Origin of the sequence: Histophilus somni 2336, from assembly GCF_000019405.1 — a bacterium.
In the GTDB taxonomy this organism is placed as follows: domain Bacteria; phylum Pseudomonadota; class Gammaproteobacteria; order Enterobacterales; family Pasteurellaceae; genus Histophilus; species Histophilus somni.
Genome location: NC_010519.1, coordinates 658,074 through 684,008 on the forward strand (window position 1 = coordinate 658,074; position 25,935 = coordinate 684,008).

At 39.0% G+C, this 25,935-nt stretch carries 19 protein-coding genes, 1 tRNA gene and 3 rRNA genes; 8 read left to right on the plus strand and 15 right to left on the minus strand.

Annotated elements, in window-relative coordinates:
- Window positions 1–152 precede the first annotated feature (152 nt).
- The 3 genes from HSM_RS02880 (at window position 153) to glmS (ending at window position 3,230) form a co-directional block, all read left to right on the plus strand.
- Window positions 153–428, plus strand: coding sequence for an HU family DNA-binding protein (locus HSM_RS02880; protein ID WP_012341398.1), 276 nt, complete (start codon window positions 153–155; stop codon window positions 426–428).
- A gap of 161 nt (window positions 429–589) precedes the next feature.
- Window positions 590–1,372 carry a DeoR/GlpR family DNA-binding transcription regulator gene (locus HSM_RS02885; RefSeq protein WP_012341399.1) on the plus strand — a complete coding sequence of 261 codons (783 nt, stop codon included), beginning with the start codon at window positions 590–592 and terminating at the stop codon, window positions 1,370–1,372.
- A 25-nt stretch (window positions 1,373–1,397) separates the two neighbouring features.
- Entirely contained in the window at window positions 1,398–3,230 is a 1,833-nt protein-coding gene (gene glmS / locus HSM_RS02890) for a glutamine--fructose-6-phosphate transaminase (isomerizing) (RefSeq protein WP_012341400.1), read from the plus strand.
- A gap of 71 nt (window positions 3,231–3,301) precedes the next feature.
- Here glmS and HSM_RS02895 read toward each other — a convergent pair whose 3' ends face one another.
- The 3 genes from HSM_RS02895 to metN are packed head-to-tail and all read right to left on the minus strand — an operon-like array spanning window position 3,302 to window position 5,884.
- Complete coding sequence (locus tag HSM_RS02895; RefSeq protein ID WP_012341401.1) at window positions 3,302–4,132, minus strand: MetQ/NlpA family lipoprotein; 831 nt, start codon at window positions 4,130–4,132, stop codon at window positions 3,302–3,304.
- 35 nt (window positions 4,133–4,167) lie between these two features.
- Complete coding sequence (locus HSM_RS02900) at window positions 4,168–4,857, minus strand: methionine ABC transporter permease (protein WP_012341402.1); 690 nt, start codon at window positions 4,855–4,857, stop codon at window positions 4,168–4,170.
- Window positions 4,847–5,884, minus strand: a complete 1,038-nt coding sequence (gene metN, locus HSM_RS02905) for a methionine ABC transporter ATP-binding protein MetN (protein WP_012341403.1) — start codon at window positions 5,882–5,884, stop codon at window positions 4,847–4,849. The genes HSM_RS02900 and metN overlap by 11 nt, the downstream gene beginning before the upstream one ends.
- 154 nt (window positions 5,885–6,038) lie before the next feature.
- On the opposite strand from metN, the gene gmhB reads away from it, so the two are divergent.
- Window positions 6,039–6,593 (plus strand): D-glycero-beta-D-manno-heptose 1,7-bisphosphate 7-phosphatase, encoded by a 555-nt coding sequence (gene gmhB, locus HSM_RS02910; RefSeq protein WP_012341404.1) that lies wholly within the window; start codon window positions 6,039–6,041, stop codon window positions 6,591–6,593.
- Window positions 6,594–6,744: 151 nt separating this feature from the next.
- On the opposite strand, the gene HSM_RS02915 is transcribed toward gmhB, so the two are convergent.
- The 6 genes from HSM_RS02915 to HSM_RS02935 all read right to left on the minus strand — a co-directional run bounded on the left by HSM_RS02915 (window position 6,745) and on the right by HSM_RS02935 (window position 13,854).
- Window positions 6,745–7,884, minus strand: coding sequence for a restriction endonuclease subunit S (locus HSM_RS02915; RefSeq protein ID WP_080514385.1), 1,140 nt, complete (start codon window positions 7,882–7,884; stop codon window positions 6,745–6,747).
- Window positions 7,881–8,891 (minus strand): HsdM family class I SAM-dependent methyltransferase, encoded by a 1,011-nt coding sequence (locus tag HSM_RS11105; protein ID WP_233145373.1) that lies wholly within the window; start codon window positions 8,889–8,891, stop codon window positions 7,881–7,883. The genes HSM_RS02915 and HSM_RS11105 overlap by 4 nt, the downstream gene beginning before the upstream one ends.
- Before the next feature lie 268 nt (window positions 8,892–9,159).
- Window positions 9,160–9,924: a hypothetical protein gene (locus HSM_RS11110; protein ID WP_233145374.1), complete on the minus strand. Its 765-nt coding sequence runs from the start codon at window positions 9,922–9,924 to the stop codon at window positions 9,160–9,162.
- Between the two features lie 256 nt (window positions 9,925–10,180).
- On the minus strand, window positions 10,181–11,323 hold the full coding sequence (locus tag HSM_RS02925) for a glycerate kinase (RefSeq protein ID WP_012341406.1): 1,143 nt from the start codon (window positions 11,321–11,323) through the stop codon (window positions 10,181–10,183).
- A 25-nt stretch (window positions 11,324–11,348) separates the two neighbouring features.
- Window positions 11,349–12,608, minus strand: coding sequence for a GntP family permease (locus tag HSM_RS02930; protein ID WP_012341407.1), 1,260 nt, complete (start codon window positions 12,606–12,608; stop codon window positions 11,349–11,351).
- 127 nt (window positions 12,609–12,735) lie between these two features.
- Window positions 12,736–13,854 carry a CdaR family transcriptional regulator gene (locus HSM_RS02935; RefSeq protein WP_012341408.1) on the minus strand — a complete coding sequence of 373 codons (1,119 nt, stop codon included), beginning with the start codon at window positions 13,852–13,854 and terminating at the stop codon, window positions 12,736–12,738.
- Window positions 13,855–14,197: 343 nt separating this feature from the next.
- Between HSM_RS02935 and HSM_RS02940 the strand changes: the two genes are divergently transcribed.
- The 4 genes from HSM_RS02940 (at window position 14,198) to rrf (ending at window position 19,307) form a co-directional block, all read left to right on the plus strand.
- Window positions 14,198–15,738: ribosomal RNA gene (locus HSM_RS02940) — 16S ribosomal RNA — on the plus strand.
- A 75-nt stretch (window positions 15,739–15,813) separates the two neighbouring features.
- Window positions 15,814–15,889 (plus strand) — tRNA-Glu (locus HSM_RS02945).
- 185 nt (window positions 15,890–16,074) lie between these two features.
- Window positions 16,075–19,067: ribosomal RNA gene (locus tag HSM_RS02950) — 23S ribosomal RNA — on the plus strand.
- 124 nt (window positions 19,068–19,191) lie between these two features.
- Window positions 19,192–19,307: ribosomal RNA gene (gene rrf / locus HSM_RS02955) — 5S ribosomal RNA — on the plus strand.
- Together the 16S, 23S and 5S rRNA genes with 1 tRNA gene alongside form the textbook arrangement of a ribosomal RNA operon.
- A gap of 223 nt (window positions 19,308–19,530) precedes the next feature.
- On the opposite strand, the gene HSM_RS02960 is transcribed toward rrf, so the two are convergent.
- From HSM_RS02960 to fucP, 6 genes are all read right to left on the minus strand, one after another.
- Window positions 19,531–19,815 (minus strand): hypothetical protein, encoded by a 285-nt coding sequence (locus tag HSM_RS02960; protein ID WP_012341409.1) that lies wholly within the window; start codon window positions 19,813–19,815, stop codon window positions 19,531–19,533.
- A 221-nt stretch (window positions 19,816–20,036) separates the two neighbouring features.
- Window positions 20,037–20,684, minus strand: coding sequence for an L-fuculose-phosphate aldolase (fucA, locus tag HSM_RS02965; RefSeq protein WP_012341411.1), 648 nt, complete (start codon window positions 20,682–20,684; stop codon window positions 20,037–20,039).
- 13 nt (window positions 20,685–20,697) lie between these two features.
- Window positions 20,698–21,132 carry an L-fucose mutarotase gene (fucU, locus tag HSM_RS02970; protein WP_012341412.1) on the minus strand — a complete coding sequence of 145 codons (435 nt, stop codon included), beginning with the start codon at window positions 21,130–21,132 and terminating at the stop codon, window positions 20,698–20,700.
- The gene (gene fucK / locus HSM_RS02975; RefSeq protein ID WP_012341413.1) at window positions 21,126–22,583 is read right to left on the minus strand and encodes an L-fuculokinase; all 1,458 of its coding nucleotides are present in this window, start codon (window positions 22,581–22,583) and stop codon (window positions 21,126–21,128) included. Before fucK ends, fucU begins: the two co-directional genes overlap by 7 nt.
- Before the next feature lie 81 nt (window positions 22,584–22,664).
- On the minus strand, window positions 22,665–24,431 hold the full coding sequence (gene fucI / locus HSM_RS02980) for an L-fucose isomerase (RefSeq protein WP_012341414.1): 1,767 nt from the start codon (window positions 24,429–24,431) through the stop codon (window positions 22,665–22,667).
- 195 nt (window positions 24,432–24,626) lie between these two features.
- Window positions 24,627–25,922, minus strand: coding sequence for an L-fucose:H+ symporter permease (gene fucP, locus HSM_RS02985; protein ID WP_012341415.1), 1,296 nt, complete (start codon window positions 25,920–25,922; stop codon window positions 24,627–24,629).
- Between the last annotated feature and the right edge of the window lie 13 nt (window positions 25,923–25,935).

Genomic DNA, 25,935 nt, shown 5'->3' on the forward strand with positions numbered 1-25,935 from the left:
TTAGTTATCAATTTTTACAGATATTACTTTTTTTTCTATAAAACTTAGATTATGCTTGACACCACTGTAGTTGCAGTAATTGTTGCCGCTGGAAGATGAGCGATCTTTTTCGGCACTTTTAAAAAAATTTAATATGAAGAAGGTACTAATTTATGAATAAGACAGACTTAATTGATGCGATCGCAGGCGCAGCAGAATTAAATAAAAAACAAGCAAAAGCGGCGTTAGAAGCAACCTTAGGTGCAATTGCCGGCAGTTTAAAAGCAGGTGAAGCTGTGCAGTTAATCGGTTTTGGTACATTTAAAGTGAATGAGCGTAAAGCTCGTACCGGTCGCAACCCACAAACCGGTGCAGAAATCCAAATTGCAGCATCAAAAGTACCAGCATTTGTAGCAGGTAAAGCGTTAAAAGATTCGGTAAATAGCTAAGTTATTTTTCTCTATCTACTTTAAACCTCGCATTTGCGAGGTTTTTTGTTATCTTATTTTTTCTCTACCTCTACCTCTACCTTTCTTTCTAAATCAAAACGTATTTACAATTCTTTTTTTTTATGTAAAATTCGAAACGAAATTTAAATCATGGTTTTTTTATGAAACGAAACTTTTATCCTAGGAATACTGAACAGCGTCGTCAAGTGATAATGCAGTTACTGCAAGACAAGGGAGAGATTAGTGTTGAGCAGTTAGTGCAGTATTTTAATACATCTGAAGTGACTATTCGCAAGGATCTTAGTGCATTAGAAAGTACTGGTTTTTTATTACGTAAGTACGGAGGAGCAGTTTTAATACTGCAAGAGCCATTGGAAGCAAATCACGAAGAATTACTTTCTAATCGAAAGTTAGCTATTGCAAAAGCTGCTGCGGAACGTATTGCTGATAACAACAGAATTATTATAGATAGCGGTAGTACAACAGCCGCACTTATTAAGCAATTAAATAATAAACAAGGCTTAGTTGTTATGACTAATTCTTTGTCTGTTGCGAATCAATTACGATCTTTGGAGTATGCACCTACATTATTAATGACCGGTGGTACATGGGATACCGGATCTGAATCATTTCAAGGCAAAGTAGCTGAACAAGTATTGTATTCTTATAACTTTGATCAATTATTTATTGGTGCAGATGGTATTGATTTAGCTAGAGGAACGACAACGTTTAATGAACTTGTTGGGTTAAGTCAGGTCATGGCAGAGGTTGCTCAAGAAGTTATTGTCATGGTGGAGTCACAAAAAATTGGTAGAAAAATGCCTAATTTAGAATTAACTTGGCAGCAAATTGATGTATTGATTACCGATGAGCTATTGAGTGATAAAGTTAAAAAGCAAATTGAATTACTTGGCGTAGAAGTAGTCTGCGTAAGTGCGGTATAAATTTTTTTATTTTAAGGAAGTAATTATGTGTGGAATTGTCGGTGCAGTGGCACAACGTGATGTGGCAAAAATTTTAATTGATGGATTATATCGTTTGGAATATCGAGGGTATGATTCTGCTGGTGTTGCAATATTAAATGAGCAACGTCATGTACAAATTGTACGCAGAGTCGGTAAGGTTCAGGCATTAGATGACGCAATTGAAAAGCAACAGTTATCCGGAGGAACGGGAATTGCACATACACGTTGGGCAACACATGGGGAGCCTTCAGAAATTAATGCTCACCCACATTGTTCGGGAAAAATTATTGTTGTACATAATGGGATTATCGAAAATTACCAAGAATTACAAGAAGTTTTACAACAACGAGGATACATTTTTCAATCTCAGACAGATACGGAAGTGATTTCTCATTTAGTCGAATGGGAATTGCGTAGTGCAAACACTTTACTGGAGGCGGTACAAAAAGCGATTGCTCAATTGCGAGGCGCTTATGGAACCGTTGTGATGAACCAAGATGAGCCGGAGCATTTGATTGTGGCCCGTTCCGGCAGTCCGTTAGTCATTGGGTTAGGTATAGGAGAAAATTTTTTAGCTTCGGATCCCCTTGCATTATTAAATGTAACACACCGTTTTATCTATCTCGAGGAGGGTGATGTTGCAGAAATTACATGCCACAGCGTGGATATTTTTGATTTTAATGGTAAACAAGTAGAGCGAGCAGTTCATAAGAATAATTTTGAGACAGATGTAATAGATAAGGGACCTTATCGCCACTATATGCAAAAAGAAATTTTTGAGCAACCGCAGGCAATCATGAATACTTTAGATGGGCGTATTTTAAATGGACAGGTTAATATTGAGGCTATTGCACCGAATGCAGAGGAAATTTTACGGCAAGTAGAACATATTCAAATTGTTGCTTGTGGGACTTCTTATAATGCGGGTATGGTTGCTCGTTATTGGTTTGAATCTATTGCGAGAGTGAGTTGTAATGTGGAAATTGCCTCTGAGTTTCGCTATCGTAAGTCTGTCACCAGACCAAATAGTTTATTTATTACGCTTTCTCAATCGGGTGAAACAGCTGATACATTAGCTGCATTGCGTTTAGCAAAACAATCTGGGGATATGTCGGCTATGACAATTTGTAACGTAGCCAGTTCTTCATTGGTGAGAGAGTCTGATTTTGCCTTTATGACACGTGCCGGCGTTGAAATTGGCGTTGCCTCGACAAAAGCATTTACAACACAATTAACTTGTTTACTTTTATTAAATGTCGTTCTTGGTCGTATTAAAGGATCTATTAATGTAGAACAGGAACGTAATATCATTCGATCCTTACAACGTTTACCGGCTCAGGTTGAGAGTGCTTTGGTTTTTGATAAGCAAATTCAAAAATTATCAGAAGATTTTGCAGAAAAACATCATACTTTATTTTTAGGACGTGGTGAGTATTATCCGATAGCGATGGAATCTGCATTAAAATTAAAAGAAATTTCTTATATTCATGCAGAGGCTTATGCCGCAGGTGAATTGAAACACGGACCTTTAGCATTAATTGATGGTGATATGCCTGTTATTGTTGTTGCACCGGAAAATGATTTGCTGGAAAAGGTGAAATCTAATATTGAAGAAGTGCGTGCTCGTGGCGGGCGATTATATATTTTTGCTGATCATGAGTTCGGTTTTGGTAATAGCGATAGTTTTAAAACGTTGGTATTGCCAAAAGTTGATGCTATCACAGCACCAATTTTTTATACGGTACCTTTGCAGTTATTGTCTTACTACATTGCTTTAATTAAAGGCACTGATGTGGATCAACCCCGTAATTTGGCAAAAGCAGTTACAGTTGAATAAAAAATAGTAAAAGTGCGGTAAAATTTACCGCACTTTGGTTATTTGATTCAAGTTGCTACCGTAAACAGCTATTACCAGCCTTTTGCGACACCGTCTTTAAAGTGCTTATAAGCTTCTTGATAAACTTCCTCAGTTTGATAGGCTTTTACAAAGTTTTGTACTTCTACGCTGTCTTTATTATCTTTACGAGCAACAATAATATTGACGTATGGAGAATCTTTATCTTCAGTAAAGATACCATGTTCTGCACTGTTTAAACCGACTTGACCTGCGTAAGTATTATTGACAACAGCTAAAGCTACATCATCTAACGCACGAGCGGCAACAGAAGTATCTACTTCTTTAATCTCTAAATTTTTCGGATTTTCGATAATATCCAATGCAGTAGAGAATAAATTTGTATTATCTTTTAATTTAATTAATCCTTGTTTTTCTAATAAAATCAACGCACGAGCCAAATTGCTTGGATCGTTAGGTACGGCAACTGTATCACCATCTTTCAATTCACTGATATTCTTAATTTTTTTAGAATAGCCGGCAAGCGGATAAACAAAGGTGTTACCTACAATTTCCAAGTTGGTGATATTTTTAGATTGTGTATCTTTATCTAAATAAGGTTTATGTTGCATCGCATTAATGTCTAAATCACCTTTTGATACAGCAGTGTTAGGTAATGCGTAATCATTAAATATGACAAATTCCACTGCTAAGTTATATTTTTCTTTAGCAATCTGAGCTGCTTTTTCTGCCACTTGATGTTCAGGACCTGCCATTACGCCGACTTTAATTTTTGCCGGTTTGTTTTGATTTGCTACTGTTTCTGTTTTTTTATCATCGTTACAAGCTGTCAAGGCAACAGTTGAAGCAATGGCAATAGTTGCGAAAAGTTTGTTTAATTTCATAAGATTTCCTCTTAAATAGTTGTGTTTAAAATAAATTAGCGATGATCAACTTTTTTAGCTAAATCATCCCCTAGTTTTTGGCTAATAATAACAAATAACACGATGATAATGGTTGAAATCCAAGTGATGAATCCCATGCCACGATGTACTCCGTAGTTAATAGCTAAACTTCCTAAACCACCTCCGCCTTGGGTTCCAGCCATTGCAGTATAGCCAATTAGCGTTACAAAAGTTAATGTAATTCCATTGATAAGAGAGGGTAGAGCCTCAGGTAAATAGAATTTTGTAATAATTTGCCAATTGGTAGCCCCCAATGCTTTTGCTGTTTCTGTTAGACCGGTTGGAATTTCAAATAATGCATTGCTGGTTAAGCGAGCAAAGAATGGAATTGCAGCGACACTTAAAGAAACAATAGCAGCATTGGTTCCTAACGAAGAACCAACGATATAGCTTGTTACAGGAATTAAGATCAATAACAAAATAATATAAGGGACAGATCGACCTATATTAATAATGACATTGAAAATTTTATTAGCATTGCTATTTTCCAGAATTTGTTTTTTGCCCGTTAAAAAGGTTACGCAACCAATAGGTAAACCGATGAGGACTGCGATAAACGTTGACACAATCGTCATATAAACGGTTTCCCAAGTAGAAAGAGCAATTTTGCTCCACATTTCCGGCGTTAATTGTTGATTGAACGTAATTAGCAGATTATCCAACATAGCCTAATACCTCCACACGGACGTTATTTTCCATTAAATAAATTTTAGTTTGCGTGATGGCTTCTTCCTCACCTTCAACTTCGGCAATAACAAAGCCGAATTTTACCTCACCGGCGTAATCTATTTGTGAACTTAAAATACTGAGATCGACGCCAAATTGTTTAGATGCTTGAGATAATAACGGTGCATCAACGGAGCGACCGGTAAATTCAAATTTGATAATTGGGTAAGATTTTGCATGTTTTGGCGTTGCCGGTAAATTTTCCATATATTCTTCCGGTAGATTAATATGGAAAGTTGAATGAATAAACTCTTGAGCAAGAAGGGTTTTCGGATTAGAGAAAATATCTCCGACAGAACCTTGTTCAATTAATTGCCCTTTATTAATTACCGCAACTTGATCGCAAATACGTTTCACCACATCCATTTCGTGTGTAATCAGTAAAATAGTGATACCTAAAGTGCGGTTAATTTCTTTTAATAATTTTAAAATAGATTGTGTTGTAGCCGGATCTAATGCACTGGTTGCTTCATCGCACAGCAATACCTTAGGACTGTTTGCAAGTGCACGAGCAATAGCAACACGCTGTTTTTGTCCGCCGGATAAATTTGCCGGATAGACATCTTTTTTATCGTATAGTCCTACTAAATTTAAAAGAGCGTCAACTTTTTGTTTAATTTGGGTTTTATCCGTTTTCTCTAGTTCTAGCGGCAGTGCAACGTTATCAAAGACTGTGCGTGAGCTTAATAAATTAAAGTGCTGAAAGATCATACCAATATGACGGCGAGCATGAATTAACTCGTTATCTGAAAGTTGAGTTAAATCTGTATTATCTACAATGACAGAGCCTGAAGTTGGACGCTCCAATAAATTGATGCAGCGAATAAGAGTACTCTTTCCTGCTCCGGAGGCACCAATTACTCCACATATTTGTCCTCGAGGTACTTCAAGACTGACATTATCAAGTGCGGTCAGATTTTTGCCTGAAACATTGAACACTTTACTGATATTTTTTAGCTTAATCATATAAGCCCTTTTCTATATAGTTAAATTAAAATTAGCTTGTATTTTAGACGTCTAGATTGCTATGTCAATATTTATTGAATAGATTTTTATAAGGATTTATTAGTTATTGGCGATATAATAAAGAAACTTTGTTTTTCATAGAGGTATTATGTATATGAATAAAGCGATTTTTTTAGATCGAGACGGCACGTTAAATATCGATCACGGTTATGTGCATGAAATTGACAAATTCCAGTTTATAGCAGGAAGCATAGAAGCATTGAAACAACTTAAATCTATGGGATTTTTATTGGTTTTAGTCACAAATCAGTCCGGCATTGCAAGGGGGTATTTTTCTGAGGAACAATTTTTACAGCTCACTGAATGGATGGATTGGTCTCTTGCAGACAGAGGCGTTGATTTAGATGGTATTTACTATTGTCCTCATCACTTAGAAGGAATCGGGGAGTATAAACAAGATTGTGATTGTCGTAAGCCTAAAAATGGCATGCTACTGCAAGCAATAAAAGAATTAAACATTGATCCTGCAAGATCTTTTATGGTGGGAGATAAGAAAGAAGACCTTTTGGCGGGGAAAAGTGCGGGGATAAAAAAGAATATTTTGGTCAGAAGCGGTAAAGAAATCACCGATGACGGATTGTCTTTGGCTGATTATGTGTTGGATACTATTGCTGATTTACCTGAATTAATAAAAAAATTAAAATTTTAACCGCACTTTTTATTAAAAAATTAGGCTATGTCTTAAAATAAGATTGAATGATGAAATTCAGTTTTTTGCGTTCTGTTTGCATAATTGCTTATTCTGTACATACAAAAAGAGATAACATTTCTGCTATCTCTAATTCCTAAAATCATATTTTTTAGTTTCTACCTACAAGCTGTTTTGTTGCTTCAATTTTCTTATCTTTCCACATAACAACATCTTTTATAACAAGTTTTTGGACAGCAGAAATAAGAAGTTCCATATAGGAAAAGTCTATTTCGTTATTTTTTGTTGGCAGTTTAATTATTTGATTATTTATTACTTTTTCACTAAAACTATTTGCTCCCCAAGAAAATGTACTAAAGGATTTTCTCATAGTAGATATTAAAAACATCGAGTTTATCTTATTAAATTTATCATATCTACATTCTAAAATTTTAATTTTATCTCCAGTAAAATATGGCTTTTCTTGATAAAACATTGTCGCAGTATCTTGTCCAAACGCAATAGTATTCCCATGATTTAGTAATTGTTCATCTTGGTTTAGATAACCTTTTATACCATTATTAGTTGACATTCTAACAATATAAGGAAAGCCACAATTTAAAATTTCAACCTTATTAGCATCAAATCTCTTTTTAGAAGATTTTACATTAAAAATATCTTGTATTTTAAATAAATTCCAATTATTAGATATTAACTCAAATTTATCTAAAGCTTCTTTTTCCTCACTAGACAATTCATAATTGTCTAGTCTGCTTACCGTTAGGTAAGCGGAGAGTTCTCTTATACGCTCATCTTCGAGTTCGCTTATAAAGCTCTCCATAAATTCAAAATCTATCTTGTTATCTTTTGTTGGAAGTTGGATCACAAAGGATTTTATCATTTCAACATTTGAACCATCTCCCCAACTTAAATTACTTAATAGATTGTTAAATACGGCAACAAAAAATTCACTTATTACCTCATTAAAAATTTTAAATTTTGGAACAAGAACTTTAACTTTATTTCCAGTAAAATATTTATTTTTTTGATAAAAAACGGTAAATGTATCCTGAGCAAAAGACAATGTATTACTAGGATTTAAAAATTCTTCACTTTCTTTAATGTATCCTTTAATACCATTTTCTCCTGTTTTTCTCACAACATATGGGTAACTATCCAATACTTGTTCATCAAAAACCTCTATATTGCTAGCATGAAATATTTTTTTTGATGAATTTACATCAAACAAATCCCCAATTCTATACTCGCCCCACTGAACATTTTGGAGTTTTTCGTTCAGTGAGGCATTTATTTTTTTAGGCGTTCATTCTCCTTATCTGTATTTTTAAGAAGAGTGGATACTTCCCAAGCAAGGTAATCAGCTACAGTTTTCTTGAAATCTTCAAGAGTTGGTCTTGTATCTATCGGTGCTGATTGATTCCAGTCTGAACCATTTAAAGGGTCAATATGACCTTCGTAATATTCTTTTTCTGTAAAGATGTTTAATTTTTGTTTTCCAAAACGCACAAGGTCTACTACTTCTTGATATCTTTCTTTTGCTCTGTCGGTATCTCTAAGATTTACACTTGCTTTTTTTCTGTTCGTTCTTGTGTATCCATCGTTTGAAAAGTCGATAAACTTCACAACTTCATCTTTTTGATGAGATTCGCCTACTCTAAATACATAAATATTTGTTTGAACACTTGATTTTCCAACAAATAAATCGATGGGCATTTTAATACTTGCAAGTAGTGTATTTTTTGCTAGTATCTTCTTGTTAAGTTCTTTTGCTTTTCCACTTCCTGCAGAGTTTTGAATGATGATTGCTGCATAGCCCTTGTTCATCATAGATAGGGCTTTTTCTACGAAAATCATTCCATTGCCCTCTGCTGAATAAGGCGGATTTAACACAAAAGCAGTAGCTGGAAATTTCTCATCTGTTTTACCAAATCCATATTTACCGTCAAAATCATGTAGCGAGTCTTTATTTAAGATGTTTGAGCTACCATCTCCCATAAGTATCATATTTAAAATGGCAAGCATATAGATGTTGGATAGAACTTCTAAGCCTAAAAGCTGTTCTGCTTTTATCTTTAGTTGTTTTTGCTCTAGCTCAAGTGGTGATGTGATTTTTGCTTTTGCATCTATAATCATCTCGTTCATTGCAGCAACAAGTAGCCCCGCACTTCCCGTTGCAAAATCCCACACATAGCTGTCTTTATCAACTCTTGCAAGTTTTACTAAAAAAGTTGCTACATAAGATGGGGTTAAAACAACATCGTTTAGTTTATCTTGCGTAAAGCCGAGCCAAGAGTACATTTCATTAAAAAGCTTACCTGTGAAGTCTGTAGTTAAACCTATTTTGTAGTAAATACCTAGGTCATCAACGATTTTAGCAAATATTCTTTTTAATTGGCTTTCTCCGTTTATTGGCTTATTAATATTTTCTGATAATAATGTATTTTTTAGTGTTCTTACGATAAGGTCTTGTTTTGTTTTTGGTAGGTTTTTCTTTTTTAAAAACGCTTCTATTTTTCTAACGATAATTTCGCCGTCTGTGTTTCCCTCTTCTATTGATGATTTTAGGTCAGACTTTTCTAGTGGACTTACCCCCCCCCGGTATTCCTAATGTTGCCATAATAGAAGCTGACACAAGATAGACTCTGTCGTTTTCACTAAGCCCTTTTTCATTTGCGTAAATATCATTGTTTAGCTTTACTAAACTTGCATTTATTTCTTTTTCACGTTTTTCTTTAAGTGCTTCAAGCTCTTCAGCAGATAAAGAAAGTTCGTTTACTTTTTGAATAAAATCTGTAAAGTTTTCTTTTCTTAAAAATGAAAGGTCTGTGTATTTTCCTACTTCTTGCCCTATCCCAAAATTATCTTTTGATACATAGTAAACGCCAATAGAGTGTTCTATTTCTCCGTTTTCTTTTTTATATCCCGTAACACCGATTGCTATTACATTTGTGTAGCTTGTGTAGTGAAGTATGGCATTGGCATAATGAACCGCTCCATTTACAGCATAGCTATTAATATTTTTGTAATTAGGCTCGTTTTTACTTGTTCTATTGTCAACTCTACCGTCAATGTCTAACTTTACTAATTTATCTTTATATCCTTTATATTCTATCAGTATTGGATAATAGTTAAGTGCCTCATCTTGCAATAAAAGTTTTGCATCCGGTCTATTTCCACCCGTTCCGCCACTTTTTGATTTATATTCATCAAGTGCCTTATCTATTTGTGCATTTAGACTTTCTTGTTCTAATTTATAATCTAGCCCATAACTTTTAAGCCACCCATTTACAAGGTCAACTATGTTTGGTTCTATAGATTGCATTTTAACCATTGTCTATTCTCCCTTTTCAACATATTCATCATCAAAAGAAAATCCATCGTTCGGCGTGCAGTCAAATGCCTTGAATATTCTCTCTAAATTTTTAAGTGTTATCGGTTTATTTTTCCCATTTTTGCCATAATATTGGTTGTTAAATCTGACATTGTTATAACATCAATTTTCCTTAAGCCTGTCAATCGTATTTTAGAATGCAACCAAAAATTATCTTAAAAACCCTTAATAATAAGGACTTTGGGTGAGAGAGTTTTTAATGAGAACGTTGTACTAGCAAGTGCATTCTGGCGATATTTTGAGCGGTAGATTCTAGATTTTGTCTGCCTTGAGCCAAAATTTCAGGCAAACTGTCTAATTGACGAATAATGGGGAATACTGCATCAATGCCATGCTCATAGACTACTTCATAATCTTCCCGTAAGCAGCCTGTAATGGCTATAACAGGTTTATTTGCCAGTTTGGCAGTTTTTGCTACCCCAATAGGCGTTTTACCGTGAATAGTTTGTGAATCTATTCTACCTTCTCCGGTAATGACCAAATCGGCATCCTTGATAATTTCTGCTAAATTTACTGTATCAATGACAATCTGTACACCGGATTTGAGTTGTACTTGAGGCAATAATAGCAATCCACCACCCATACCGCCTGCAGCACCCGATCCGGGACGCTCAGCAATCCGTTTTCCGCAATCTCGTTCTACAATACGGCTAAAATGCAGTAGAGCTTGGTCCAATTGTTGCACCATTTCCGGTGTTGCTCCTTTTTGTGGACCGAAAGTAGCAGAAGCACCTTTTTCACCACATAAAGGATTATTTACGTCGCAAGCTACATTAAATTGAACTTGTGTCAAACGTTGATCTAAATGTGCAGTGTCGATATGAGCGATTTGTTGCAGAGCTAGACCGCCCAAGCCGATTTCTTTTCCTTGAGCGTCTTTGAATTTGATACCTAAGGCTTGTAGCATACCGACACCACCGTCATTGGTTGCACTGCCACCGATACCCAAAATAATTTGGCTCACCCCTAGATCCAAGGCGGCGTTAATTAGTTCTCCTGTACCATAGCTTGTGGTGTAGTAAGGATTGCGTTTTTCTATCGGCACTAAATGTAAACCGGAAGCCGCCGCCATTTCAATAATTGCGATTTTTCCATCACCCGATATGGCAAATTCAGCTTGCGTTTTATTACCTAGAGGTGCGGTAACCTCTACAGAAATCAGTTTGCCTTGTAGTGCATCGGCAAGAGATTGGACTGTGCCTTCTCCTCCATCTGCCATGGGAACTTTTACATAATCTGCATTGGGGTAGATTTTTTTGAAACCATTTTCAATAGCTTGAGCCACTTCAAGTGCGGTTAAACTTTCTTTAAAAGAATCCGGTGCAATGACAATTTTCATTTTAGTTCTCCTTGATAGTGATTGATTAAAATAATTGCCATACACCAAAAATCAGAGTAGAGATAATTGTCATGATCAAACCTACTGCAGTTTCGTATGGGATTAGTTTTAACCGCTCTTTAATATCCATATTAACACTACCGCCGGTTGCATGAAAGAAAGAACCATGAGGCATATGATCGAAGACGGTTGCACCGGCATGAATCATTGCTGCCGCTGCGATACCGCTGACGCTCAGTTCAATTAAAGTTGCTCCGAACACTTGAGACGCTACAGCGGTTCCTGCTGTAGTGGAAGCTGAGGCTAATGACATTAATCCCCCGGAAATCGGTGCTAATAGATAAGAAGGTAGTCCGGACGCAGTTAACCCTTCAATTAAGAGTTCTTTTAATTCGGAATTAGCGATTACACCGGCTAATGTTCCGGTACCTAACAACATCACAGCAACAGGTGCCATTTTACCTAATCCTATCACTGCATATTGATTTAAGTAACGTGTTTTATTCATGCAAATTGTGCCTACAATACCGCCAAGAGGCAGTGCGATTAAAGGATCAATTTTTATGCCGAATAATGGGCGAAGGGCAAGTAAAATAATAGTAAAGAGCGGTGCAATAATCGCTGGCAAGAATTTTGGTAATTCGCCAGTGATCCCAACGATTTCTTTTTCACTTACTTTTGAGCCTTTATTCATTAGGCTTTTGGCTAGAAAATAGGTGATGATTAGACCAAAAACAGCAGGAATGATACCCGCTGTCATCACTGAAGTTAGAGGGATGTTGAAGGCATCTGATGCAGCGATAGCATTTGGGTTAGGAGACATAATATTACCCGCTTTACCACCCCCAATCATGGCTAACAAAATAGCCATTTTGGATAAATTGCTACGTTTTGCCAATGCCAGTGCAATTGGGGCAACTGTGATGACTGCAACGTCAATAAATACACCTACAGCCGTTAATAACATTGCGGCAAGAATGAGTGCCAACAATGATCTGGATTCACCCAGTTTTTTTACGATAGTATCGGCAATAGTACTTGCCGCACCGGATTCAATTAATACACCTGCCAGCACACCAGCGGCTAAAATCCTCATAACAGCGGTAGTGATACCTTGTGCCCCGCCTATCATCAGCGTAACTGTTTGGCTTAGATCCGCACCTCCGATTAAACCTCCCACAAGTGCACCAATAATCATGCCATAAGCAGGTGGGACTTTTTTCAAAATGAGCACAATTGCAGTAAAAAGGGCAACAATTGCCCCGAGAGCAGTTACAGTTATCATGATCGTTTCCTCATATATTAATAAAAAATCATGTTGTGTATTATTGAATGTATGAGGTTAAAAAATCTTCATATATAAATACAAAAATACCTGATAAATAGGATTATTTTTTGTATATTTATACAATTTATTGGTTTAGCAATGTGCTTAGGTAGAGTGTAAATTTTTCATCTATCTTATTGAAAGACAAGCCGGTTATTTTCTCAATCTTGCTTAGACGATACCTTAATGTATTGATATGAATAAATAATTGTTGTGAAGTGAGAGCAAGATCACAATTTGAAAAAAAATACTGTTGCAATGTTTTTTGTAACAGATGATTTTCGTCTTGTTGATATAAGGTATCAATAGGTTTTAATAACTCCTTACTTTGCCAAGTACTACGTAAGTTATCTAATAAGGCAGGCAATTTATATTGATTAAAGAAATAGATGGATTTCTTAGGAAAATAAGTTTCCCCATAACGAAGGGTACTAAGTGCGGTCTGAAATGAAAGTGAAATGTTGCGATTATTTTCAACTTCGGAACCGATAGCCACTTTCAGCCCTTTTAATCCCGAAGGTAATAGATAAGGAGGAAATAATTTCTGTAATCCTTTTGTACCAAGTAAGGCTTGAAGTTCTTCAGCCGGTTGTATAAGTGCGATTTTATCATGCGATAAGATTGCGAAGTGGTTAATCGATTGTTCTAAATATCCAGCAAGCTTTTGAAGTTTCTCTGCTGTGGGATGCAAAATTTGGATAATAATGACCGCACTTTTAGTGTGTAGCGTTAGTCCGAAAAAAGCACTTTGTTTCTCAATTTCTGCCTCGTTGAGTTTACCTTTTAATAAACCTAGAATAAACTCTTCTTTATAACGTTTATCCCAACGTTCTTTTTCTAACAAAAAATGTTGTTCAATCATCAATTCGGCAGTCATTTTAACCATTTCACCATAGGATCGAACAGTGTCGGGATCTCCGGAAATACCTACAACACCTAAAATTTCTCCCAAATAACTAATGGGAAGATTAATACCCGGTTGCACTTCAAATAACCATTTTTCAGCCAACTCCTGATTTATTTCTATAGTTTGGTTGTGACGAATAGAGTATATGGCACCAATATGTCTTTGTTGCAAACGGTGAGGATTACTTGAGGCAATAATAATGCCGGTTTCATTCATTACATTGATGGGCTTATGTAGAACACGGTTTGTTCGTTGCACAATATTTTGAGCTAAAGAAACGCTTAATTTCATGTTCATAGCAGGACATTTACTGTAATTATCAATAGAGTGACTCTCATTTTATGAGAATTTTAGACAAGGTAAAAGTATAAAATTTCAGCAAGTAAAAAATTTTTTTAAAAAATTACTTGCATTGAAATATAAAATGCCTATAATGCACGGCACACAACGACACGCTGTTGTGAGAGGTTAAGCAGTGTGTCGTTATTTTTTGTTCTTTAACAAACTATCAGACAAACTGTGTGGGCACTTGTGAGACTGTATTAATAAGAGATTAAAAGAGTAAGATAAGTGCTTAAACTAGAGAAATTCATAGAGAAAAGATGGATAAAATAGTCAGTATTTATTGAGCGAAGAGATTAAATTGAAGAGTTTGATCATGGCTCAGATTGAACGCTGGCGGCAGGCTTAACACATGCAAGTCGAACGGTAACGGGGAGGGAGAATACTTTCTCTGCTGACGAGTGGCGGACGGGTGAGTAAAGCTTGGGAATCTGGCGAATGGAGGGGGATAGCCACGGGAAACTGTGGGTAATACCGCGTAATGTCTAAGGACTAAAGGGGTGGGACTGTGAGGCCACCTGCCATTTGATGAGCCCAAGTGGGATTAGGTAGTTGGTGAGGTAAGGGCTCACCAAGCTGACGATCTCTAGCTGGTCTGAGAGGATGGCCAGCCACACTGGAACTGAGACACGGTCCAGACTCCTACGGGAGGCAGCAGTGGGGAATATTGCGCAATGGGGGGAACCCTGACGCAGCCATGCCGCGTGAATGAAGAAGGCCTTCGGGTTGTAAAGTTCTTTCGGTGATGAGGAAGGCGATTAGTTTAAGAGATTAATTGATTGACGATAATCACAGAAGAAGCACCGGCTAACTCCGTGCCAGCAGCCGCGGTAATACGGAGGGTGCGAGCGTTAATCGGAATGACTGGGCGTAAAGGGCACGCAGGTGGTGACTTAAGTGAGGTGTGAAATCCCCGGGCTTAACCTGGGAACAGCATTTCAGACTGGGTGACTAGAGTACTTTAGGGAGGGGTAGAATTCCACGTGTAGCGGTGAAATGCGTAGAGATGTGGAGGAATACCGAAGGCGAAGGCAGCCCCTTGGGAAGATACTGACGCTCGAGTGCGAAAGCGTGGGGAGCAAACAGGATTAGATACCCTGGTAGTCCACGCTGTAAACGATGTCGATTTGGGGATTGGGTGAATACTTGGTGCCCGAAGCTAACGTGATAAATCGACCGCCTGGGGAGTACGGCCGCAAGGTTAAAACTCAAATGAATTGACGGGGGCCCGCACAAGCGGTGGAGCATGTGGTTTAATTCGATGCAACGCGAAGAACCTTACCTACTCTTGACATCCTAAGAAGCCGCCAGAGATGGTGGTGTGCCTACGGGAGCTTAGAGACAGGTGCTGCATGGCTGTCGTCAGCTCGTGTTGTGAAATGTTGGGTTAAGTCCCGCAACGAGCGCAACCCTTATCCTTTGTTGCCAGCATGTTAGGGTGGGAACTCAAAGGAGACTGCCGGTGATAAACTGGAGGAAGGTGGGGATGACGTCAAGTCATCATGGCCCTTACGAGTAGGGCTACACACGTGCTACAATGGCGTATACAGAGGGAGGCGAGCCTGCGAGGGTAAGCGAAGCTCAGAAAGTACGTCTAAGTCCGGATTGGAGTCTGGAACTCGACTCCATGAAGTCGGAATCGCTAGTAATCGCGGATCAGAATGTCGCGGTGAATACGTTCCCGGGCCTTGTACACACCGCCCGTCACACCATGGGAGTGGGTTGTACCAGAAGTAGATAGCTTAACGAAAGGGGGCGTTTACCACGGTATGGTTCATGACTGGGGTGAAGTCGTAACAAGGTAACCGTAGGGGAACCTGCGGTTGGATCACCTCCTTATAAGAGAAGTAATCACGAGTGTTCACACAGATTGTCTGATAGGTAAGAGAGGGCGGGAGAGCATCGTTGAATGTTGTCCCCATCGTCTAGAGGCCTAGGACATCGCCCTTTCACGGCGGTAACCGGGGTTCGAATCCCCGTGGGGACGCCATTTAAGGATACTTTTGAAGTGTCTCTAAAGAAGTTCTTTAACAATATAGAAACAAGCTGAAAACTGAGAGATTTTCGAGAGGAAGTCTGAGTAGGGTATACTTAGTCTGAAAGGTGGCTAAGTATGCTAGAGATACGAGAAGGGATGATGAAGTTATTGATAGAGCGGAACATTCAAGATTGTATGGTTAAGTGAATAAGCGCACAAGGTGGATGCCTAGGCAATCAGAGGCGAAGAAGGACGTGCAAATCTGCGAAAAGCTTGGATGAGTTGATAAGAAGCGAATAATCCGAGATATCCGAATGGGGAAACCCGATAGGCGAAGAGTCTATCATTTCATTATGAACACATAGTAATGAAAGGCGAACCGGGAGAAGTGAAACATCTAAGTAACCCGAGGAAAAGAAATCAAAAGAGATTCTGTGAGTAGCGGCGAGCGAAAGCGGAGGAGCCGGTTAGTGATAACGTAGCTGTTAGGGGAATGGACTGGGAAGTTCAATCATAGAGGGTGATAATCCCGTACCTTAAGGCGGCGCGGTGGTACTAAGCTAACGAGAAGTAGGGCGGGACACGAGGAATCCTGTTTGAAGAAGGGGGGACCATCCTCCAAGGCTAAATACTCCTGATTGACCGATAGTGAACCAGTACTGTGAAGGAAAGGCGAAAAGAACCCCGGGAGGGGAGTGAAAGAGAACCTGAAACCTTGTGCGTACAAGCAGTGGGAGCCGAGAGGTGACTGCGTACCTTTTGTATAATGGGTCAGCGAGTTATATTTTGTAGCGAGGTTAACTGAATAAGGGAGCCGAAGGGAAACCGAGTCTTAACTGGGCGTTAAGTTGCAAGGTATAGACCCGAAACCCGGTGATCTAGCCATGTGCAGGTTGAAGGTTGGGTAACACTAACTGGAGGACCGAACCGACTAATGTTGAAAAATTAGCGGATGACGTGTGGCTGGGGGTGAAAGGCCAATCAAACCGGGAGATAGCTGGTTCTCCCCGAAATCTATTTAGGTAGAGCCTTATGTGAATACCTTTGGGGGTAGAGCACTGTTTCGGCTAGGGGTCCATCCCGGATTACCAACCCGATGCAAACTGCGAATACCGAAGAGTAATGCATAGGAGACACACGGCGGGTGCTAACGTTCGTCGTGGAGAGGGAAACAACCCAGACCGCCAGCTAAGGTCCCAAAGTTTATATTAAGTGGGAAACGAGGTGGGAAGGCATAGACAGCTAGGATGTTGGCTTAGAAGCAGCCATCATTTAAAGAAAGCGTAATAGCTCACTAGTCGAGTCGGCCTGCGCGGAAGATGTAACGGGGCTGAAATATAGCACCGAAGCTGCGGCATCAGGAGCAACATTAATGGTTTTTAGGTAACGACTCACGAAGGGAGTGAGTTGGTTGAGTAAACGAAGGTTGAGTTGGATTGAGAAGCGACAAGAATCATTAATGTTGCTCCTGTTGGGTAGGGGAGCGTTGTGTAAGCGGAAGAAGGTAAATTGAGAGGTTTGCTGGACGTATCACAAGTGCGAATGCTGACATAAGTAACGATAAAACGGGTGAAAAACCCGTTCGCCGGAAGACCAAGGGTTCCTGTCCAACGTTAATCGGGGCAGGGTGAGTCGGCCCCTAAGGCGAGGCTGAAAAGCGTAGTTGATGGGAAACGGGTTAATATTCCCGTACTTTGATAAACTGCGATGTGGGGACGGAGAAGGTTAGGTTATCGGCCTGTTGGATGGTCGTTTAAGCCTGTAGGTGGGAAGATTAGGCAAATCCGGTCTTCTATTAAACGCTGAGGGGTGAAGAGGAGTTTCTAAGGAGACGAAGTAACTGATACCACGCTTCCAGGAAAAGCCACTAAGCGAAAGGTTTATTGGAACCGTACTGAAAACCGACACAGGTGGTCAGGTAGAGAATACTCAGGCGCTTGAGAGAACTCGGGTGAAGGAACTAGGCAAAATGGCACCGTAACTTCGGGAGAAGGTGCGCTTACGGTAATTGTAGCTCTTTACGGGTGAAGGTGAAGTAAGTCGAAGATACCAGCTGGCTGCAACTGTTTATTAAAAACACAGCACTCTGCGAACACGAAAGTGGAAGTATAGGGTGTGATGCCTGCCCGGTGCTGGAAGGTTAATTGATGTTGTAATCGAAAGAGAAGCAGCTGATCGAAGCCCCAGTAAACGGCGGCCGTAACTATAACGGTCCTAAGGTAGCGAAATTCCTTGTCGGGTAAGTTCCGACCTGCACGAATGGCATAATGATGGCCAGGCTGTCTCCACCCGAGGCTCAGTGAAATTGAAATCGCCGTGAAGATGCGGTGTACCCGCGGCTAGACGGAAAGACCCCGTGAACCTTTACTATAGCTTGACACTGAACATTGAATATTGATGTGTAGGATAGGTGGGAGACGAAGAAGTGTGAACGCCAGTTTGCATGGAGTCGGTGTTGAAATACCACCCTTTAATGTTTGATGTTCTAACGAAGTACCTGAGACGGGTACTCGGACAGTGTCTGGTGGGTAGTTTGACTGGGGCGGTCTCCTCCCAAAGAGTAACGGAGGAGCACGAAGGTTTGCTAATGACGGTCGGACATCGTCAGGTTAGTGCAATGGTATAAGCGAGCTTAACTGCGAGACGGACAAGTCGAGCAGGTGCGAAAGCAGGTCATAGTGATCCGGTGGTTCTGAATGGAAGGGCCATCGCTCAACGGATAAAAGGTACTCCGGGGATAACAGGCTGATACCGCCCAAGAGTTCATATCGACGGCGGTGTTTGGCACCTCGATGTCGGCTCATCACATCCTGGGGCTGAAGTAGGTCCCAAGGGTATGGCTGTTCGCCATTTAAAGTGGTACGCGAGCTGGGTTTAGAACGTCGTGAGACAGTTCGGTCCCTATCTGCCGTGGGCGTTGGAGAATTGAGGGGGGCTGCTCCTAGTACGAGAGGACCGGAGTGGACGCATCACTGGTGTACCAGTTGTTTCGCCAGAAGCATTGCTGGGTAGCTAAATGCGGGAGAGATAAGTGCTGAAAGCATCTAAGCACGAAACTTGCCTTAAGATGAGTTCTCCCTAATGAAGAGTTAGTAAGGGATGTTTGAGACTAAGACGTAGATAGGTGGGGTGTGTAAGTGTAGTGATATATTGAGCTAACCCATACTAATTTCCCGAGGGGCTTAACCATACAATCTTGAGTGTTTTGCATAGAGGAAGAAGCGGGACAGGATAGAGAGAGGAAGACTTGAAGTAGAGGCTTGTTTTTTTATTGAAGAAGAGATAGAGACGGGATATAAGAGAGAGGAATTTAACTTGGCGGCGATAGTGCGGTGGGACCACCTGACACCATGCCGAACTCAGAAGTGAAACGCTGTAACGCCGATGGTAGTGTGGGGATTCCCCATGTGAGAGTAGGGCACCGCCAAGTTTTTTATGATATGACCCTGGGTGGAGACACTCAGGGTTTTTTGTTATTTGGGATAAGGCGGGGAAGAGAGAAGAGGGAAGAGGAAAATGGGAGAAAAAAAGTAATAAGGTGATAACAAGGTAGTCATAAAAAGTAGGGTAATGAAGCAGAGTGAAGAGGTGCGGTAGGAAAATTGTTTTTTTTTCTACCGCTCTTTTTTTAGGTAATTTATTTATCGTTTGCCTTATTCATACGTCCGGCAAACAATATCTTTTTCTTCACAAAACATCTCACTATGCTGTGCTTGACACTGTCTTTGTACATTAAGTTTAGCTCGGCCTCTGTTGGTATGCTCACTGCGATATTCTTGAGTAAATGGTTTTAATGTACAAACATGAATAGCATCAAAATCAGTTTGTTCCGAAACACCGATGAAAATTGGAACTGGAATGGCTGTTTGATCTTTTGTTGATGTCGGTACAATGCAACTTGTTAATAATATACACAAACCGATTAAACAAAAACGCATATTTTTCTCCTAAAAATAACCTTAATTTCAAATTTTAAGACGATTTTATTATACTCAATTTTTACAAGAATGTTCAGAGAAATGACAAAACATATAGTTTTACTTTTTCTCCATAAAAATGTAGGCATGATGTAATTGAAACTAAGTTGTATCTCGTGTTTAATTAACATTCATGCCGATATCGAAAACATATAAGCAATATTTGCTTCGTTTGTTACAAATTATTTTTCAATTCGTAATCCATAAGATTTAAATTTCTCTAATACAATCTCCATTTCTTTTGGAGTTAACAATGGGATTTCTAAACCTGTCGCTAAAAGTTTCATGTACCATTGTGCCAAGACTTCAACTTCATGAGCAAGCCATAGTGCTTTATCAAGATTTTTCTCTGCAGCAATTAAACCGTGATGTGCTAATAAAATTGCTTTACATTTTTTAATACCTTGTTTTACATGCTCAGCTAATTCATGTGTACCAAAAGTTGCATAAGGAACACAAGGAATATGATCAGCACCGCCTACGGCAATCATGTAATGAAAAGGAGGAATGGGTTTTTCTAAAATAGAGACAGCTGCACAATTGATTGAATGATTATGTACAACTGCATCAACATCAGGACGTGCTTCATACACAGCTAGATGGAAATGCCATTCACTGGAGGGGAATTTGCCTTCTTCATGTTTGCCATGTTTATCTACATAAACAATGTTGTTTTCAGTCAGCAATTCATATGGCATGCCTGTAGGAGTAATTAACATACCGTCTTTATATCTGACACTGACGTTACCCGCAGTTCCTTGGTTTAAACCAAGTCTTGTCATTTCTAAACAGGTGAAGATAATTTTTTTTGAAAGTAGTGATCTATCCATTTTTATTGTCCTTCTATTTCACAGGTGTAACACCTTTTTTAATAATAATATTGCCGTATTTTGCAGTTTCACCGGTAATAACTACTGCATAAGCCTGTTTTGCTCGCTCATAAAAAGCAAAACGATCCATTCTTGCTAATTTAGGCACATTACCTACCGCACTTTTAATTGTTTGAAGATAGCTTTGCTCCACAGCGGGATCCAAACTATCCCCTTCCACTGCTTGCATCATAATTAACGGTGCCTCAGTATAAGTATCAAACTCAAATAAAGGGGTAATACCTGTCAGTAAAGAATTGATACTAATACCGTCAGCACGAACAACTTTATGATGCAATTGATGAGCTGGAAAATGAGCATCAGATAAAACTAACTCATCTCCATGTCCCATTTCTGCTAAAATTTTCAACAAATCCGGTGAAATTGCCGGATGAATCCCTTTTAACATATATCCTCCTGAAGTTTTTTATAAAATTCCATATCTGTTGAAGGCTCAATTCGTCGGAATGTCGGCTTCATTTTTTGCTGTGCCTCTTCGACGTTTGCAAAAACGCCCGCACCGGTTAAAGTAAACATAGCTGCACCCAATACTGTACTCTCTGCTATATCAATAACATCAATAGGGCAACCTAAGACATCAGCACGAATTTGGTTCCAAAGTTTATTTTTAGATCCACCGCCAACCACAATCAAACGATCCGCACTAAAATTTCCCACTTTTTGTAATACATTCAAGCCTGCTTTTAAACGGTAAGCCATGTATTCCAAACCTGCACGATAAATTTCGCCACGTTTCGTATGCATTGATAAACCTTTGATTTCACCTGTTTGTTCCATTTTGCCGTCAAAATTTCCTACGAGCTTCACGCCATTGGAACCGGCAGGTACTGTTTCGCCCTCTGCGATCATAGTTTGGTAATATTGCTCTTTGGTTACATCGGAAAAGAATTGTTTGCCCAACCATTCAATCACACCCGAACTAACCCATTGCACTCCCGGATTAAAAGCATCAGGCAGACTATCAAATTCTATGGTTAAACCATCTCTGACATATTGCCATTGTGCTTGAGCTTGCTGTGTTCTTACCATTAAAATTTCCCAAGTACCTGAACTTAAAACAGGTTGGTTATATTTGGCACCGGAACCGAAAATAGCAAATTGAGTGTCATGTCCACAGGAAAGTACTGGGATATGTGTTGATAAACCTAAATATTTTGCCACCTCAGGTAATAAATTACCTATTTTTTCACCCGCTCTTTTCATCGGCGGGAAATGTTGTTCGTTCAAACCTAGAAAATCTAAAACCTCTTTATCCCAAGAGTCATTTTCTATATTTGTCATCATTGATGTACCTGCCATAGTACGATCTGTACTAAATTGACCTGTCAAACGTTGAGTTAATATAGATGAAATGAATACCCACTTATCCATCTCGGCAAAAATATCCGGTTTATTTTCTTTCAACCACAATAATTTGAACAATGTATTGAAACTATATTGTCCAATACCATTACGCTGATAGAGCTTTTTTACATCAAGGTATTGATGAAGTTTCTCCATGACAGGCAAAGTGCGGGGACATTTCCAAGAAATTATTGGAAAAATTTGCTTCCTATTTTTCGAAAAAGGAGCACCATCTACACCAAAGGTAGTAATACCAATCCCTTTAATTTCAGCTAAATCAATTTGTTTTTGGCGTAGATTCACAATTGTTTTTTCTGCACAAAAAATAAGTTTTTGGTAGATTTCTTCGATGTCCCAAATATGATAAAGAGAGTTTTCAGGATCAGGTTGAGTGTGATTAGGTGTATGATGTGATGCAACGATTTTACCTGCTTCATTTATTGCAATGGTACGTAAATTTGTTGCACCACAATCAAAAATCAATGCAATTGCCATAATAACTCCATAAAATCATGAGCTTATTGCTTAATTAAGAGGGGAAATTTAGTCCTTCCCCCTCCCCTTGGATTTCATAAATTAACGATATAAAGGACCAAAGTTTGCACAAGCACGGTAATCTTGACCTTCTTTATCTTGACCAAATGCACTCCAAGCACTTGGACGGAAAATGTCTTTTTCTTCGACATTGTGCATACAGACTGGAATACGTAGCATGGAAGCAAGAGTGATCAAATCAGCACCAACATGTCCATAAGTTGCAACGCAATGGTTTGCCCCCCAATTTGCCATGACAGAATAAACGTCAGTAAATGCTCCTGTACCCGTTAAACGTGGAACAAACCAAGTAGTTGGCCATGTTTGATCAGTACGTTTATTTAAAATATCATGCACGTTTTCTGGTAAAGCAATAGACCATCCTTCGGCGATTTGTAAAACAGGCCCAATACCTTTGACTAAGTTAATTCTATGTATGGTAAATGGCATCCCGCCTTTAGTTAAAAATTGTGACGATAAACCGCCTCCTCTGAAATATTCGTGTACCGCCGGACACCAACGAGTATTTTCTAAGCAACGCTTTCCATCTTCTTTTGTTACTTCCCATACCGGTTTAATGACTGATGTTCCGTTTGGATCTGTATGTTGTCCCGTGCCATCCAAAGCGGCAGAGCCGGAATTTAGTAAATGAATAAATCCACTTTCAGGACGCCAACCTGTTACACGCTCAACAGAATCTTCACTCCAATAGGTACGTACATCAGCAAAAATTTGAGCCTGACCGGTTAGCAAATTGCCGAATAACATGTTAACGCCATTTAATGAATCATTTTCTGTGGCTAAAATATAAGGAGGACGTACACCGTTCCAGTCATAAGTTGAATTCAATATTGCTTCCATAAAGTCGCCGTTCGGTAGATGATCTGTCCAATGGCGTTGACCTTGGAAACCAGCACTAATCGCATTATGTCCCATTGATTCTTCTACATAACCAAGTTCAGCTAAACGAGGATTACCAACCATTAGATCTCGACAAATAATCGTCATTTTGACAACATTTTCCCAAAGTTTTGCACGTTCTTCCGAACTACGCTGATTTTCTTCAGCATTTACATCAATACCTTCTTTACAGTATTGAGTTACCCATTCCATTGCTAATTTAACTTCTTTTTCATCATAGATTTTGCGATCTAAACGGCGTTTAATTTCGGTCATATCTACATATTCATTACGCATATCCAAATATTCTTGAAAGAATGCTTGATTAACGATAGAACCGGCAATACCCATAGAAACTGAACCTATAGATAAGTAAGATTTACCACGTAAAGTCGCAACTGCGAGACCGGCACGAGCAAAACGTAGTAATTTCTCTTTAACATCTGTTGGAATTGTTGTATCAGATGCTTCTTGAACTTCAGTACCGTAAATAGAGAATGCAGGTAGCCCCATTTGGTTATGTCCGGCAAGAGCCGCTGCCAAATACACCGCACCGGGACGTTCTGTACCGTTAAAGCCCCAAATTGCTTTTGGCATATGAGGATCCATATCAATTGTTTCAGAACCATAGCACCAGCAAGGGGTTACAGTGATGACTGCACCGACATTTTCACGTTTGAATTTTTCAGCACATGCAGCAGCTTCAGCGACACCACCAATCGTGGTGTCCGCAATTACACATTTCACAAATTGCCCATTTGTGTGCCGCACTTCCGTTTCAATTAATTGAGCAACCGCTTTTGCCATATTCATGGTTTGATCTTCTAAAGATTCACGAACGCCCATACGACGTCCATCAATAGTTGGACGGATACCGATTTTTACCGGTGTTGATTTTAAATGTGTCATTTTTTATTCCTTCTTGATGATTAAGTTTATTTTTTCACAAAAAACAACAGAACATAGTTTTTTGTGTAATTTGTAAAATTTTCGTGAGATAAATCACAAAAAAATCCTTTTTTGGGTTAAATTTCTTGTTTTTATTTGCCCGATTTTTAAATGATTCATGATTTTTCGGGCAAAACGATCAAATCAGGCTTCGAATTATTTCAATACCTTCCAACTTCTATAACCATATATAGTAATTGGAATAAAACAGATTAACGGTAGAACAAAAGAAATGTTGACCGCCGGCATATTTAAAATTTCGCCTTTGTCGATGATCATGCCTTGCAAAGGTGGCATTAATGCACCGCCTACGATTGCCATAACCAGACCTGCGGCACCAAGACTTGCCTCTTCTTTTAATCCGTATAAAGCAATACCGTAGATAGTTGGGAACATAAGTGACATAAAGCCTGAGGTTAAAATTAAGCAATATAAGCCTAATACACCGTTGATAAAAATTACGCCTAAAATGCTTAAGAAACCGCCGACCCCAAATAGGCATAACATCAACTCAGCTTTTAAATACTTCATCATACTGGTGCTGATAAAGCGACTGGTAACAAAAATTATCATTGCAATAATATTAAAGTTTTGGGCTTCAGCTTTAGTAAAACCTAAACGCTCGGCATATTGAATGATGAATGTCCAGCACATAATTTGAACACCCACATAGAAAACCTGAGCAATTACACCTTCACGATACTTTGCATTTTGGATTAGGCGAGAAAATGCGTCTTTGAATGCAATTCTTCCCCCCCCCCCTAGCTCTTCCATTTTTGTAGTAGGCATTTTGTATAAACTAATGACTAACATGATGATTAAAACAACACCTCCAACAGCTAAATAAGGATTACGAATAATTTCTAAATCATGGGTGCGTATAGTCGCTTTTTCTGCGGTAGATAAGGTATTAAAAATTAGATTTCCCATTGCATCACGTTTTTCAGATTCTAGGCTGGTTAATACTACTTGTGATGCCACAAACATACCTGTAATCGAACCCAACGGGTTAAAAGATTGTGCTAAATTTAAACGGCGGGTTGCAGTTTGCGGATCTCCCATCGAAAGAATATATGGGTTGGCTGTGGTTTCTAAAAAAGCTAACCCAAAAGTCAGAATATAAAGTGATAGTAAGAAAAAAGTAAATTCTTCATACAAAGCTGCCGGATAGAATAAGAATGCACCAACTGCATAAAGGGCTAAACCTAATAAGACACCGGATTTATAATTAAATCGGCTGACAAAAAGTGCGGCTGGAATTGCCATTGTTCCATAGCCTCCATAAAAGGCAAATTGAACAAGAGCAGCTTCTGATGCTGGAATTTCCATAACAGTTTGGAAAACGGCTACCATTGGATTCGTAATATCATTTGCAAATCCCCACAAAGCAAACAAACTGGTAATTAATATAAAAGGTGCAATAAATTGCTTTTCAAGAGTTTTAGCTGTCATTTTTCTTTCCTTA